11 protein-coding genes are annotated in these 15505 nt (G+C 38.5%); 5 read left to right on the plus strand and 6 right to left on the minus strand.

The window, feature by feature from the left end:
- Positions 1-136 precede the first annotated feature (136 nt).
- Positions 137-661, minus strand: coding sequence for a superoxide dismutase family protein (gene sodC, locus M1F25_RS11420; RefSeq protein ID WP_112307126.1), 525 nt, complete (start codon positions 659-661; stop codon positions 137-139).
- A 318-nt stretch (positions 662-979) separates the two neighbouring features.
- Complete coding sequence (gene topA, locus M1F25_RS11425; RefSeq protein ID WP_004254195.1) at positions 980-3586, minus strand: type I DNA topoisomerase; 2607 nt, start codon at positions 3584-3586, stop codon at positions 980-982.
- Between the two features lie 290 nt (positions 3587-3876).
- On the opposite strand from topA, the gene M1F25_RS11430 reads away from it, so the two are divergent.
- Entirely contained in the window at positions 3877-4134 is a 258-nt protein-coding gene (locus M1F25_RS11430) for a DUF2498 family protein (protein ID WP_094960535.1), read from the plus strand.
- A 96-nt stretch (positions 4135-4230) separates the two neighbouring features.
- Here the strand turns inward: M1F25_RS11430 and sohB are convergent, their stop codons facing one another.
- Positions 4231-5277 carry a protease SohB gene (sohB, locus tag M1F25_RS11435; protein ID WP_004254182.1) on the minus strand — a complete coding sequence of 349 codons (1047 nt, stop codon included), beginning with the start codon at positions 5275-5277 and terminating at the stop codon, positions 4231-4233.
- 177 nt (positions 5278-5454) lie between these two features.
- On the opposite strand from sohB, the gene M1F25_RS11440 reads away from it, so the two are divergent.
- From M1F25_RS11440 to M1F25_RS11455, 4 genes are all read left to right on the plus strand, one after another.
- Positions 5455-6219, plus strand: coding sequence for a YciK family oxidoreductase (locus M1F25_RS11440; RefSeq protein WP_036957702.1), 765 nt, complete (start codon positions 5455-5457; stop codon positions 6217-6219).
- A 5-nt stretch (positions 6220-6224) separates the two neighbouring features.
- Positions 6225-6815: a cob(I)yrinic acid a,c-diamide adenosyltransferase gene (cobO, locus tag M1F25_RS11445; RefSeq protein WP_181489698.1), complete on the plus strand. Its 591-nt coding sequence runs from the start codon at positions 6225-6227 to the stop codon at positions 6813-6815.
- A gap of 555 nt (positions 6816-7370) precedes the next feature.
- The gene (locus tag M1F25_RS11450) at positions 7371-9518 is read left to right on the plus strand and encodes a filamentous hemagglutinin N-terminal domain-containing protein (RefSeq protein ID WP_181487898.1); all 2148 of its coding nucleotides are present in this window, start codon (positions 7371-7373) and stop codon (positions 9516-9518) included.
- Between the two features lie 498 nt (positions 9519-10016).
- Entirely contained in the window at positions 10017-12125 is a 2109-nt protein-coding gene (locus tag M1F25_RS11455; RefSeq protein ID WP_181487900.1) for a filamentous hemagglutinin N-terminal domain-containing protein, read from the plus strand.
- A gap of 405 nt (positions 12126-12530) precedes the next feature.
- Here the strand turns inward: M1F25_RS11455 and aphA are convergent, their stop codons facing one another.
- The 3 genes from aphA to M1F25_RS11470 all read right to left on the minus strand — a co-directional run bounded on the left by aphA (position 12531) and on the right by M1F25_RS11470 (position 15376).
- Entirely contained in the window at positions 12531-13244 is a 714-nt protein-coding gene (gene aphA, locus M1F25_RS11460; protein WP_004254174.1) for an acid phosphatase AphA, read from the minus strand.
- 393 nt (positions 13245-13637) lie between these two features.
- Positions 13638-14555, minus strand: a complete 918-nt coding sequence (gene rluB, locus M1F25_RS11465; protein WP_036958116.1) for a 23S rRNA pseudouridine(2605) synthase RluB — start codon at positions 14553-14555, stop codon at positions 13638-13640.
- A gap of 200 nt (positions 14556-14755) precedes the next feature.
- Complete coding sequence (locus tag M1F25_RS11470; protein ID WP_036957701.1) at positions 14756-15376, minus strand: L-threonylcarbamoyladenylate synthase; 621 nt, start codon at positions 15374-15376, stop codon at positions 14756-14758.
- Positions 15377-15505 lie beyond the last annotated feature (129 nt).

The raw sequence follows: 15505 nt of genomic DNA on the forward strand, positions 1-15505 counted from the left end.
TAAACGTTTTAATACGCTAAATAGTTCAAGTTGTGGCTAGGCAGCAAGCGGCGCTAAGGCCTAGGAGCATACATCAGTATGTGACTAGGGTTAGCAAGCGCAGCTAACAACGCCACAGCTTGAAATATGACGCGTATTATTTGATGACGCCGCAGGCCATCCTAGCCCCACCACCGCCTAACGCCGCTGGGTCATCAGAATAGTTATCACCACCCACATGCACCATCAATGCACGATCTTGAACATCTTTGAGTGATTTTAAACGTGGCGCTAGTACCGCATAATTAGCATTACCTTGGCTATCGGCAACTAAGCCGGGTAAATCGCCTAAATGCCCTGTGTTATCATAAGGGCCTTTATGAACGCCTGTTTTGGCTGGGTCTAAATGACCACCTGCTTTTAATGCAGGTACCGATTTACCGTCTTTTTCTGCAGGTTCGCAGCTTGGGTTCTCATGAATATGGAAGCCATGAATGCCTGCTTGTAGTCCTGTTAATTTAGGCGTGAACAGTAATCCATATTCCGTTTCTGAGATAACAACCTCACCTATTGCTTTACCATCACCTGTGGGTGTCGCTTCTTTTAATACAACAGTAGACTGAGCAGCGTACGCTGTCCCCGCTGTCAATAATGCAGCCAGTAAACACATTTTTAACTTCATTTTGCCTCCGGTGGATAACTTTTATCTATCATTCCATCGACTTACCTAAATATTTCAGCAAGGTAAGGATTATTACTGCCAATTGATAACTACAACGACTCTATCTTAAGTTAACACAAATTAGTTATCACTTTGGTGCTACATTTGAGTTTAGTTAAAAATTGGTGGCTGTATCACAGTGAGCGATAAGAAATAAAGGAATGGACAGTATAACAGCGGGTTATTCACTGATAGGCATTGATATGAAATTGACAAGTTAATAAAAAAGCCAATCTAATTAAATGATTGGCTTTTTTGTTTGGAAACAAAAGAGAGCTATTACTTTTCTTTTACTTCCCACTTACCGTCAACGTAGAATGCACTCCAACCCGTTGCTTTGCCGTTTTTCTCTGAAGAAACATATTGTTGTTTCGTTTTACGACTAAAACGGACGACAGTTGGGTTACCTTCACCGTCTTCAGCCGGTGCTTCAGCTAAATATGCGAGTTTTTCAGGTAAACGGTCTTTAAAACGCTGTAATTCTGCCACTAGTGGTGCTCGTGTTTCTCGTGATTTAGGGAATGTATTCGCCGCAAGGAAAACGCCAGCAGCCCCATCACGTAACACAAAATACGCATCAGATTTTTCACATGGAAGTTCCGGCAATGGCACTGGATCTTCTTTCGGTGGTGCCACTTCACCACTTCGTAAGATTTTACGCGTATTTTTACACTCTTCGTTGGTGCAACCCATGTACTTACCAAAACGCCCCATTTTCAGGTGCATTTCTGAACCACACTTGTCACACTCAATGACCGGGCCGTCATAACCCTTAATACGAAACTCGCCTTCTTCGATTTCATAACCTTCACACGCAGGGTTATTACCACAAACATGTAATTTACGGCCATTATCAATCAAATAGCTGTCCATCGCGGTGCCGCATTTTGGACAACGACGTTTGGCTCTTAACGCATTAGTTTCCGCATCATCCCCTTCAAGGACATTAAGGACTTCGTCTTCAGGGATAAGGTTAATCGTTTTTTTACAACGCTCTTTGGGTGGTAATGCGTAACCAGAGCAACCTAAAAATACCCCAGTTGATGCGGTACGAATACCCATATGGCGCTCACAATCAGGGCAAGTGATTGAGGTAATTACCATTGGGTTGGTGCGCATTCCCCCTTCCTCTGGTTCTTTTTCAGCAACATCGAGCTGCTTACTAAAATCAGAGAAGAATTCATCTAATACGGCTTTCCATTCGGCATCATGGTTTGCAACATGGTCCAGTTGGTCTTCCATACGTGCAGTAAAATCATAGTTCATCAGATCGTTAAAGTTTTCCTCTAAGCGGTCTGTGACGATTTCACCCATTTTTTCTGCATAGAAACGACGGTTTTCAACTTTGACATAACCTCTGTCTTGGATCGTCGAAATAATCGCTGCATACGTTGAAGGACGGCCAATACCACGCTTTTCTAACTCTTTAACTAAGGACGCTTCACTAAAACGTGCCGGCGGCTTAGTAAAGTGTTGGCTAGGCAATAGCTCAACCAAAGACAACTCCGCACCAACTTGTATTGGTGGCAGCGTTTTGTCTTCATCATTTTTACGCAGTGCAGGCATGACTTTCGTCCAACCATCGAAGCGCAGAGTACGCCCTTTGGCTTTTAGTTCAAAATCCCCTGCTTTGACTGTTAAGGTTGTTGAATCATATTTCGCAGGTGTCATTTGACAAGCCACAAACTGATTCCAAATCAATTGATACAACCTTTTCGCGTCGTTCTCCATGTCTTTTAGTGACTCAGGTAAAACATCGACACTAGAAGGACGAATGGCTTCGTGTGCCTCTTGCGAATTGTCTTTGCTACTATACACATTGGCATCTTTTGGCAGGTATTTCGCGCCAAAATTATCATTAATATAGCCACGAACCATGTCAAGTGCATCTTGACTCAAGTTTGTTGAGTCAGTACGCATATAAGTGATGTAACCCGCCTCATAAAGACGCTGAGCCATCATCATGGTTTTTTTCACGCCGAAACCTAAACGGGTACTAGCAGCTTGTTGTAGCGTTGACGTGATATACGGTGCGCTCGGTTTACTGGATGTCGGCCTATCTTCACGGTCAGTAACCGCAAAACGGGCATTTTCCAGTAATTTAACCGCCGCCTCTGTTTGCGCTTTATTGACTGGCTTAAATGCCTTACCACCTTGTGAAGTGACTTCCATACGCAAATTAGCGATATCTTTATCGGCTAAGTCGGCATGCAGTTCCCAATATTCTTCAGGAACGAAGGCTTTAATTTCCCGTTCACGTTCAACTATCAGTTTCACTGCAACTGATTGAACACGACCAGCAGATAAGCCACGAGCCACTTTTTTCCACAACAGTGGAGAAACCATGTAACCCACAACTCGGTCCATAAAACGACGCGCTTGTTGTGCGTTAACTCTATCTATATTTAATTCCCCAGGGCTATCAAATGCCTGAGTGATCGCATTTTTGGTGATCTCATTAAATACAACACGACTAAAACGAGAATCGTCTCCACCAATCACTTCACGCAAATGCCACGCAATAGCTTCCCCTTCTCGGTCCAAGTCCGTTGCGAGGTAGATGTGATCAGCATCCTCCGCCAGTGATTTAAGTTCAGAGACCACTTTTTCTTTACCTGGTAGAATTTGATAATTCGCTTTCCAACCATGGTAAGGGTCAATCCCCATGCGCTTAACTAATGCATCACGCGGATCTTTTTTCACTTTCTTTGTTTTGTCGGTAGATGAGCCTGTACTCTTTTGTGAGCCGGTTTGTGAACCAGAGCCGCTTTTCGGCAGATCACGAATGTGGCCAACGCTGCTTTTTACAACGTAGCCACTGCCAAGATACTTATTAATCGTTTTGGCCTTTGCCGGGGACTCCACTATAACAAGAGCTTTACCCATATTTACCTTTACCTAAATATCAACAATGGCGCATTTCTACATTAAAATGCGCAAAATGAGAATCTCTTTTTTATATTGCGACACAATCACAATATATCAATATATTTTTAAACAATTATTTGTGTTGAAACAAAACTTATAAACTCAATCACGTTATTCTAAAAGGCACAAAGTGTCTTCTAGTCGACTGATTTTAACCATATAAAGATGTTTAGTCACAATTGAAAACCACACACTCTACCTGATAAAATGCTAGAAGCAACCAATTATTTTTTCAAGGAAGCCAAGTTATGCAAGACAATTTACCGTTCATCACAAAAAAAGAGTTACTTGAAAAAGCTAATGATATCATAAAGAAACATGATGATTATATTCATGGTATGTTTGTTGATACTGTAGAGCAGCATCGAGGTACATTGGTATTTAAAGGGGAGTTCTTCTTAGATGAGAACAATATCCCTACCTTAAAGAGTACCGCTGCTTTTAATATGTACAAACACCTTGCTCATGTACTATCAGAACAATACCAATTGAGTGATAATAACTAATTAACACGTTTGCTCTTTGTATATAATTTACCGGCTAAAAAGCCGGTAAATTAATAGTAGATTTAAAAACGCTTATTCGCTAGGCAAAATTCGAAATTACAAGAGTGGTTTTTGCCCACGCTGCCACCAGCGCAATAATAAATTATCCACGCTCTTTGCCGCGCTTCCCATAAACTTATCCATCATTTTTTTACTTAATACATAACGGATACTAACTATTTCCTTAGTATCAATCGCATTAATAATAAAATCATCACTCACACCAATATTATCCACAAGCCCTTTATCAAGCGCCTGTGAACCATACCAATACTCCCCTGTTGCAACTGCAGAAATATCTAAAGATGGGCGATTTTGATGAACAAATTGTTTAAACAATTCATGTGTTGAATTTAAATCTTCAACAAATTTCTTACGACCTTGCTCCGTGTTCTCACCTAACATGGTCAATGTACGTTTATATTCGCCAGCGGTGTGAAGTTCAACATCAACATCATGCTTTTTTAATAACCGATGAATATTTGGAATTTGAGCGACAACACCAATCGAACCAATAATGGCAAATGGCGCTGCGATAATTTTATCTGCGATGCACGCCATCATATATCCACCACTCGCAGCGACTTTATCTACCGCAATAGTCAGTGGGATATTTTTTTCTTTGATTCTTAGTAATTGTGAAGCCGCTAAGCCATAACCATGAACCATCCCACCTGGGCTTTCAAGTCTTAACAAAACCTCATCCTGTTGGTCTGCAACAGCGAGAATTGCACTGATCTCTTCACGTAAAGAGGCAACTTCACGTGCATCCATACTACCTTTGAAGTCTAAGACATATAAGCAAGGCTTTTTAACCCCTGTTTGGCCTAATTTAGCCCCAGTTTTCTCACTTTTTGATTTTGCTTTTTGCTGTTTTTTAAATGCTTTTAGCCATGCCTTATGTTCTGATTCATTCATTTTTATCTGTTGCATTTGGCGCTGACGCTCACGATAGCTTTCACCTAAATCTGTGATTTTCAAAGCACCTTTTGCTCCTTGTCTGCGCATACCTACGCCAAACACAAAAACAGCCAGCAAAACCACCGCTACCAAAATCGTAACGACTTTTGCTAAAAATAGCCCATACAATGAGAAATACTCCACAATCTGATCCTTTTGATATTTATCTTCAATACAAAAATAATCTCACGATTACGCGCAAACAACCAGAAAAAAACAGAGTTGGCACGACAAACCTTGTTAATACTATGTTAGATTAGCCAATTATCACAATCAGTGCGATGATAACCATACATGCTAATCACAATAGTAGGAAAGAATATGCTCCAATATCAGCCTAGACAAGACCTATTGAAAGGTAAAACTATTCTCGTGACAGGTGCCGGTGATGGCATTGGCCGTGAAGCCGCTCTCACTTATGCGCGCTATGGTGCATCCCTTATTCTTGTAGGTAGAACACTGCATAAATTACAATCAGTTAGTGATGAAATAGCGGCTTTAGATGGAAAGAATCCACCTTGCTTTATATTAGACTTATTAACCGCAACAATTGATGACTGTCATACACTCGCTTCGCAAGTTGCGTCAATAACGCCTTATTTGGATGGCGTTTTACACAACGCGGGAATACTTGGTGTAGTAGCCCCTATCTCTGAGCAACCCAGTGACCTATGGCATGATGTGATGCAAATAAATGTTAATGCCACATTCATGCTAACTCAAGCTTTGCTCCCTCTATTACTTAAAGCGCCTAATGCCTCGTTAGTTTTTACCAGTTCAAGTGTAGGTAAACAAGGTCGAGCCGGTTGGGGAGCTTATTCTGTCTCTAAATTTGCGACAGAAGGTTTAATGCAAATTCTATCCGAAGAGTATAAGCACAGTAATCTTCGTGTAAATTGTATTAATCCAGGTGGAACTCGAACCTCTATGCGAGCAAGCGCGTTCCCTGACGAAGATCCACTTAAATTGAAAACTCCTGCTGATATCATGCCTATTTATATCTATTTGATGGGTGATGATAGCCTGCGTAAAACAGGAAGTAGCTATGATGCACAACCCGGACGCAAGCCCGGTGCTGCGGAGTAAAAATGATGTCTCAAAGCCGACACGAAGAACGTCAACAACGTTTAAAAGAAAAAGTGGATGCACGAATTGAAGCCGCTCAAATTGAACGGGGTATCGTTATTGTCTTTACTGGAAATGGAAAAGGCAAAACGACAGCGGCATTTGGTACTGTTTGCCGTGCAGTAGGCCATGGTAAAAAAGCCGCTGTTGTTCAATTTATTAAAGGTGGCTGGGATAATGGTGAACGTGAGCTGTTAGAACCCCAAGGCGTTCCCTTCTATGTTATGTCCACAGGGTTCACTTGGGAAACTCAAAACAAAGAGACAGACACCCTCGCCTGTATAGAAACTTGGCAATACGCCAAACAATTATTAAGTGACCCACAGTACGATTTAGTCATTTTAGATGAACTCACCTACATGGTAAGTTACCATTATCTCGAATTAGCAGAAGTGATCCAAGCATTACAAAGCCGCCCTGCCAATCAATCTGTTGTGATCACTGGCAGAGGTTGCCACCGAGATTTAATCGAATTAGCTGATACAATAACAGAAATGCGCCCAGTGAAACATGCATTTGATATTGGGATTAAAGCTCAAAAAGGGATTGATTGGTAATCATCCGATAACAAAGTGCAATAATAAGGCGTTATTTTTTATTATTGCACTTCTAATCTATTTCACTAGCTATTTTTCTAACTAAGCCATCAGTTAACCTATAAAAAAGTTATTTAATACTTTTCATTGGTAACACTAATTTAGTGTGAACTCCATATTGGAAAATATTTTTTGGTAGTATGAGTTTTTTGCTAACTTTTGTTCATCAAGTATCACAATTATTTTATAACGATAAAGAATAAATATAAAAATAATTAATGCTATTTGTTGAAAATCTCCTCTTTAATTAAAATGATTACGTATTGCTACGTGAGTAAAATCCTCCTAACAGGCTAAAAATGCGTAAACACAACCTATTGATAAAAAAACAAACTAATCTATAAAAATAGATATTACTCCGCTTTTATTCAGTTTTAGTTAGTTATCAATGAATAACGATATATTTACCCATGTTAACATTATTAATTTTATTTAGTTTTCTATTTAAGCATAATTAAACTGCAATAATGGATTGTTAGTTATCTTAGATTTTTCTATTTTATTTAAGGGATATATATGAAAAATGTTTCAAATTCTCATTTAAATTTCACAAAAATGAAATTTAATCCACTCTTTTTGTGTGTTTCAATAATCGTTGGAACTACTACTGTTGCTCAAGCGGCAATTACACCAACTAATGGGGCTGGTATATTAAATCAAGGTAATGGGCCGACTGTCGTTTATATTAATAAACCAAGCCAGGCTGGTGTTTCCCATAATACCTATAGCCAATTCGATGTTGACCAAAAAGGCGTTATTTTAAATAACAGTGCAAAAAATTCTAATACGCTCATTGGCGGCAAAATTGGTGGCAATACCAATGTTGCTGGCGGGCGAGCTAAAGTTATCTTAAACGAAATAAATTCAAATGCGGCAACCACATTAAATGGCATGATTGAGGTTGCAGGTGGCAAAGCGCAAGTAATCGTTGCTAATGCGTCCGGAGTTACATGTAACAACTGTGGCTTTATCAACACCAATCGTACAACACTGACAACCGGTAAAGTAGAGCTAGCAAATGATGGCTCCATTGCTAACTATAATGTGCAGCAAGGTAAAATTGCCATCAATGGGAGACTAGATACCAATTCTCCGACAGATTTAATTGCGCGTTCGGTGGCCATTAATGGCATTATTGATACACAGCGCATCAATGTGATAGCCGGAAGTAATCACGTCAATTCGGCTGGGGATGTGACGGGGACAGCCGCTGCAATTGGAACAAAACCCACTATTGGAATCGATGTTTCGTCGATTGGCGGTATGTATGCCAATAAAATCTCATTAATAGCCACTGAAACTGGCGTTGGTGTCAGTAATTTAGGGGATATTGGTACCTATAATGGCTCAATTTCTATTGATACCGCAGGAACGGTGAATAATACCAATGGTAATATGAACGCAGCGGGTGATATTGATATTAAAGCAGCAAGCCTTACCAATAACGGTCGCATTGCGGGTAATAAAAACATCAATATTACCGTTGCAGGAACGGGGGTAATTAATAATGATAATGGTGATATCATATCCTATAACAATGATATTAATCTAAGTACATTAGGTACACTAAGCAACAATCGTGGTTCGATAATCGCTCTGCAGAATGTTAATACACTCTCTGATTCATTTGTAAATGATAATGGTATCGTTCAGTCTACTAAAGGTAATATCGACATTCATTCCATGAGTACAATTTACAACAGGGACAATCTCGCCAATCCAAATGATCCAGGAAAAGGATTTAATGCCGGGCGCGATATAACGATTAATGCCGTTCGTGTTGTGAATGAAAACTCCAATATTACTGCAGGGCGAGATAGCAAGATCAGCACGCAATCCGCAATTGATAACACATCAAATAGCAAAATTATTGCACAACGCCATTCAGACATCAGTACGATGTACTTAACGCAAACTAACTCTGAAATAAATGCCATTGATGGCCAGATGAATTTAGATGCGTCGGTATCACTCACTAACGCGGGAACGTCAACCATTCATAGTGGTCGCTTGATGAATATCAATGCTAACCAGCTCAATAACACCGGAGCGATTGTTTCGAATAACGGCAAATCCGTCATTAATGCTAATTCAATGAACAACCGTTCTGGCTATATCAAAGGACAAAATCTTACGATTAAAGCCTATAGTATTGATAACCAAGCAGGGTTAATTAATGCTGAGAATAATCTGGATATTGAAACCAGTTATTTGAACAACAGTTACAGTAGTGACTTTAAACTCATTAATACTAAATTTGGACTAACAAACCAAAATGGTGGCCTACAAACCAATAATGGAACTATTAAAGTTAAAGGTGATACGTTACATAATACCTATGGTTCTATTGCTGCAAATGTAGAAAATAATACCGCTGCACGTAATGATATTGACGTTAAGCTCAAAGCAACACTCAATAATAATTATGGGGAAATCAAAAGCGCTAATAGCCAGAAACTGGATGTTGGCACATTAGAAAACTATTCAGGAACAGTGGCCGCAGGGAAAAATCTCACCATTGATTCAAAAAATCGTATTAACAACCAATATGGTGCTTTACGCTCTACTAACACGACTAAAGTCACCAGCCCTATAATAAGTAATGGAACGACTGGAAGCATCACGGGTAACCGTGTGATTATTGATGCAGTTGTGACAAACTAATATATTACAATCATAACCACTCGCATAGCGGGTGGTTTATTCTAGCCCTATAAGGGCTTATTACCGACCGCGCCTAAATAATATTCTCACACTATATCTACCGAAACAAACACAAACAAATAATTAATAAGTGGCGAAATTAAAACCTAATATATAACAGCCAAATGCCACTACCCAACAACAATAATAATAAGTGTTAAACATATCTTATCTATGCTTATTGTAAAGTCACAATAGATAGGAGAACTCACTTAAGTAATAACGTATACGATCTCCATTTTAGAGTAAAGTTTACATATTGAATATACAAGGAAATTTTACAAGCCAAGTGATAAACACCCATTTTTTCACCTTTATAGATATAACATCTAATTGACGTCAATTGCATAGTCTTAAAAAGAATTAATTTTTATTTAAATTTTTATTAACGTACAATCCTATAGCTTATTTTATTTATCATCTACGTATTTTATATCTATCGATAAATTAGAGATTAATATGAAACAAAATAACAAAGAATATTACAACCATCCTACCCTAAAATTAAAACCTGTTTTTTTAGGAATTTCCATTTTTTTAGGTACAATTTCTATTGCGCAAGCAGATATTGTTAACACCAATGGCGCTGGTGTCATTAAAGCACCAAATGGCGCAACTATTGTAAATATAAAGACTCCATCTAATAATGGTGTTTCTCATAATATTTATAGTAAATTTGATGTTGACAAAAAAGGTGTCGTACTCAATAACAGTAAAGCAGATATTAATACGCAATTAGCAGGTAATATTAAAGCCAACAGCAATCTTCAAGGTAATGTTGCAACTGTTATTCTAAATGAAGTTAATTCTAATAAAGCAACCCAATTAAATGGAATGATTGAAGTTGCTGGTAATAGAGCTCAAGTTATTGTTGCCAATGCTTCAGGTATTACTTGTAATAATTGTGGTTTCATTAACACAAATAGAGCAACACTCACGACAGGGAAAATAACACCACAACTTAATGGTGATTTCACTATCAATGTTGACAAAGGTCAAATCGTCATTACTGATAAATTTAATTCAAACTCACCTACTGATATCTTAGCAAAAACAGCTGCTATCTCGGGTAAGATGAATGCTGATGAGATAAATATAATTACAGGTACCAATGTTATTAGTAAAAATGGACAACTTATAAAATCTGCAAGTTCCAATACTAACACTCCAAATATTGCTATCGATATTTCAGCATTAGGTGGCATGTATGCAGATAAAATCACGCTGATATCCACTGGAAATAATAGCGCTATTAGCAACAAAGGCATTATCTCCGCTGGTGATGATGGTTTACGAATTGCCAGTAATGGTAATATTTTCAATTATAAAACAATGGATGCTATTAGTGACGTAAATATTACCGCAACCAGTAATCCTGCCTATGCGCACAATTTAAGCGGAATTGAAAATACAGGGGCTATTAAATCAAAAAACAGCGATATTAATATCAATACTGATGGCTATATCCTTAACTATTCTGGTGGCGAGATCACTGCAAATCAAAATTTAAATGCTGACGCTAACATGATTGGCAACTATGGCGGTAAAATACAGGCCACCAAAGGTGATATGAACATCAAAACAGTTAATAATGTTGAAAATTCATCCAATATGTTTCCTAATTCTATTAAAAGTGTAATTTCAGCCGGTAATGAATTAAACATTAATTCAGGTAGCATTGTTTACAATAATGATGCTTTACTTACTGGTCGTGATATTACAATTGAGGCGGCTGTTTCTATTGAAAACAAAAATAATGCGTTAATCAATGCAAAAAGACGTATGAACTTAAAAAGTGAGGAAATAAATAACCACACTTCTTCAATCAAAACCACGAATGGAAGAATGGATCTAATTGCAGAAAAGTCATTAACTAATGGTAAAGACTCAGCGATTGAAAGTGGTCGTCTTTTAACTATCGAGACACCATCACTTATCAACTCTGGTGCTATTATTTCCAAGGCAGGTAAATCTACCATCAATACCGATAAATTAGATAACACTGCAGGTTATATCAACGCAACTAATTTAGATATCAATGCAGAAAATAAAATAATTAATAAAGAAGGCTTAATTAGTACAAATGGTAATTTAGTAATCAAAACAAACGAACTAGACAACCGTTGGAGTTCAGATTTTTCCAATCATGCCCAAAAATACGGTGTCACAGATGATAAAGCAGGAATAAATGCAGTCGATGGTTCTATCAATATTAAAGCAAATACCTTTAACAATTATATAGGAGAGGTTAAAACTAACTGGACTGAAAAAACGTTAGCTTCTGGTGATATTCAAATGAATATCAATGAAAATCTGTATAATTCAAACGGTACAATTTCAGCTTTTAATAATTTAAAATTAAATGCAGATATTATTGATAACGGATACCACGGTTTAATTAGTGCTGATTATAACGCAACTATAAATGCAAAAACTGCTTTATTTAATCCTTACGGTACTATTTCATCAAAAAATCAAACTCGCGTCACTGCACCTATGGTTTATAACAGCCCAGATGGTAAAATATTAGGCGGTGAAGTAATCATCAATACAGACAATTATTATTAAGTTATGCAATAAAGGGGTAATTTACCTAATGCCGATCAGTTAAGAGCTAAATAATCAGTTTAACGCCCCTACCGATCTACAAAAATCCGTAATTATCCCAAGATTACGGATTTTTTATGTTACTTAGCCAGCTTTCGAGTCTGCTCAGGCTTTCCCGCCAAAAGAATTCCGATGGAAATGATGATATGAGCTGTAATAGGAATGCCCCTTTTTCGCTCACTTTCCATGGCTCAACTCGTTCTCCATCTAGAAATTGTTTTATCTAGTAAATGACCTTACGTTTCACCAGGTGATGTTGTTCAGGCTCGCCAACGGTTAGGGGAAGATTCTATTCGTAGAGTGTTTGAATAAATATCCTCCGGCATTAGTCGGAGGATATTTATTATTTGCATTGCACTTGTTGAATTAATATTCTGAATTAATCACAACCTCTTCACCAAAGCGACCTGCTTTTGGTAATGGTTGGTAAGATGAATTTGCCGCACGTAGAATACGAACACCGCGAATACCTAACTCATGTGCTGCTGCGATATCGGCATCAGCATCACCATAATATATGGTAAGTTTGTGATCACGCATCCAGCTCACTTTATTATTTTGCCCTGGTTCATCACCCGCAAAAATAACAGGTTGCATTTTATCCGCAGGTATCGCTAAACCTTCTTGAACATATTTCGTCACTGTTTCCGTTTTTGTTTTCGTACGGCCAGTAATGAAATAAACAGTGTCACCGCGCTCTAAGTGCATTTTGACTAAATCAATACCCACTTGTTTTGGCATACTGAATTTGTCCCACTCATTATTCATTTTTTCCCAAAATTGTTGATTTTTGAGGTAGCTAAAATCGTTAGGTGAGAACTCTAATTTACCACGGTAAAAACCTGGACTTGAAAATAACACCGTATCATCGATATCAAACCCAACAGCCATAGGTGCTTTCCCTTCTAGGCTTTGTTTAATTTGTTCGATGGAAACCCAATGAATAGGCTGTTGTTGAGCAAGTTCAACAACGGTAACGCCGGGGCTTACGGTTTCTGGCATTGGAATTTTTGCTTGAGAGGTTGCCGTAAAACTCAATGCCAATGCAATCGCACTCAAAGTCAGTGTTATTTTTTTCATGTTTTGTCCTTATTCAGGTTTATCCACTTAAACCATTCTTTATTTATCTGGATAAACTGGGTAAGTAATAGGTTTATCTGTAAATTTATCTTTATTATCAGTTAGCAACCCAACATTTTGTGAGTTACATCTCATAAGAATGGGCATACTAAGACTTTTTATTACATTAAAATGAGACAAACATCTCATAAACATTATCTATTATTAATAGGTTTCATAATAATGTGAACTAGACCATTAATTTTCTAATTATCTATGTGGCATATAACTATTACTGAAAGATGAATTTATAAGATTGGTGATTACTGGAGTGGATGATTATTGGCGTGATCACATAAAAAAACGCAGAGAAGTTACGCTCTGCGTTTTTATACTGAATAAAGAATAGCAAATTTAGATGCGAGTACGACGTTTCGCTGTTGGTCTTGATGATTGACGTTTTGATGCCGGACGCGATGCGACTTGTGTATGGCGTTTAACCGCACGGCGAATTTGGTTTGCTTTAATGCGACGTTGATCGCGCTCAACCGCAACCTTACTTTCCGTTTCCACCGGCAGTTCCACCAGCTCACGGAGATAGTTGGTTTGCTCTAAACCAAGTTCCGTCCATCCTCCACGCGGTAAGCCTTTAGGTAAGTCGATATCACCATAACGCACACGGATTAAACGGCTGACTTGTACACCAACAGATTCCCAAAGGCGACGAACTTCGCGGTTACGTCCTTCAGTTAAGGTGACATTAAACCATTGGTTCATCCCTTCTCCACCACGGTAAGAAACCGTTTTAAAAGAGGCTGGGCCATCTTCCAACTGTACACCTTGTGTTAATTGACGAATTTTTGCATCGTTAATTTCACCAAACACACGCACTGCATATTCACGTTCAACTTCACGGCTAGGGTGCATTAAACGGTTAGCGAGCTCACCGTCTGTTGTGAATAACAATAAACCACTAGTGTTAACATCCAAACGGCCAACAGCAATCCACCGCGCCCCTGTTAACCGTGGTAAACGGTTAAAAACAGTTGGACGCCCTTCAGGATCATGACGTGTGCATAACTCACCTTCTGGCTTGTAGTAAGCCATTACACGACAGATTTCCTTTTCAGGCTCTTTGATTGCTAATAAACGACCATCTAAACGAATTTTTGTTGCTGGTGTGACTTCAACACGGTCCCCTAGTGTCGCAATTTTGCCATCAACACTAATACGACCCGCTTGCAGGAATGTTTCGATTTCTCGACGAGAACCATGCCCTGAACGAGCAAGGATTTTCTGTAATTTTTCAGTTTTTTGCGGTTTTACGCTCATGTAACCCTCTGCTGTCGCCTTCACAGGCGTCAAATATCTTTTTGGCGCGCTATTTTTGCCGCGCCAAACAATAATGAATTTGAAAACCCGCGCATTATACACAGGTTTATCCTGAACCCCTATTACTTATCTGTATATTGCACATTCAATACAATTTTAGTTAGTTCAGTACTGAATCTTAAGCTTCGATATATTTATACCTACTCAAAAGGCGTTGGATCCCCTGTTCCGACTCGCGCCACAACAGGCGTATCATCAGTAAAGTCAATCACAGTTGTTGGTTTTTGCCCAATATAACCACCATGTATCACCAAATCGACTTGTTTATCGAGTAAATCGCGGATTTCCTCAGGGTCTGATTGAGTGAAATCATCGCCTGGCATAATCAAACTAGTTGACATCAACGGTTCACCAACAGCTTCGAGTAAATCTCGAGCAATCGGGTTCGACGGTACACGTAAACCAATAGTTTTACGTTTTTCATTCATTAAACGCCGTGGAACTTCTTTCGTTGCCCGCAAAATAAAGGTGTAATTACCTGGTGTATTATTTTTAATTAAACGGAAGACAGTGTTATCAACATGCGCATAATTCGATAGCTCAGAGAGATCTCTGCACATTAATGTGAAATTATGGTTAGCATCAAGCTGACGAATCCGACAGATACGTTGTAAAGCATCTTTTTCTTCTAAACGGCATCCAATGGCATATCCTGAATCTGTAGGATAAACAATCACTCCGCCTTTATTTAAAATTTCAACACTCTGGCTAATAAGTCTTGCCTGAGGATTGTCCGGATGGATATAAAAAAACTGGCTCATACATACCTCTAATTTTTGGGTATCGACAGCATCACCCGGCAAAAATACCTATAAATGCTACTATCTTTGAATTCCATAAGATGACTTACTCATTAATAAATCATCACTTATAATAATTATTTTACACTG

The sequence above is a fragment of the Providencia sp. PROV109 genome (assembly GCF_033681625.1).
Lineage (GTDB): Bacteria > Pseudomonadota > Gammaproteobacteria > Enterobacterales > Enterobacteriaceae > Providencia > Providencia hangzhouensis.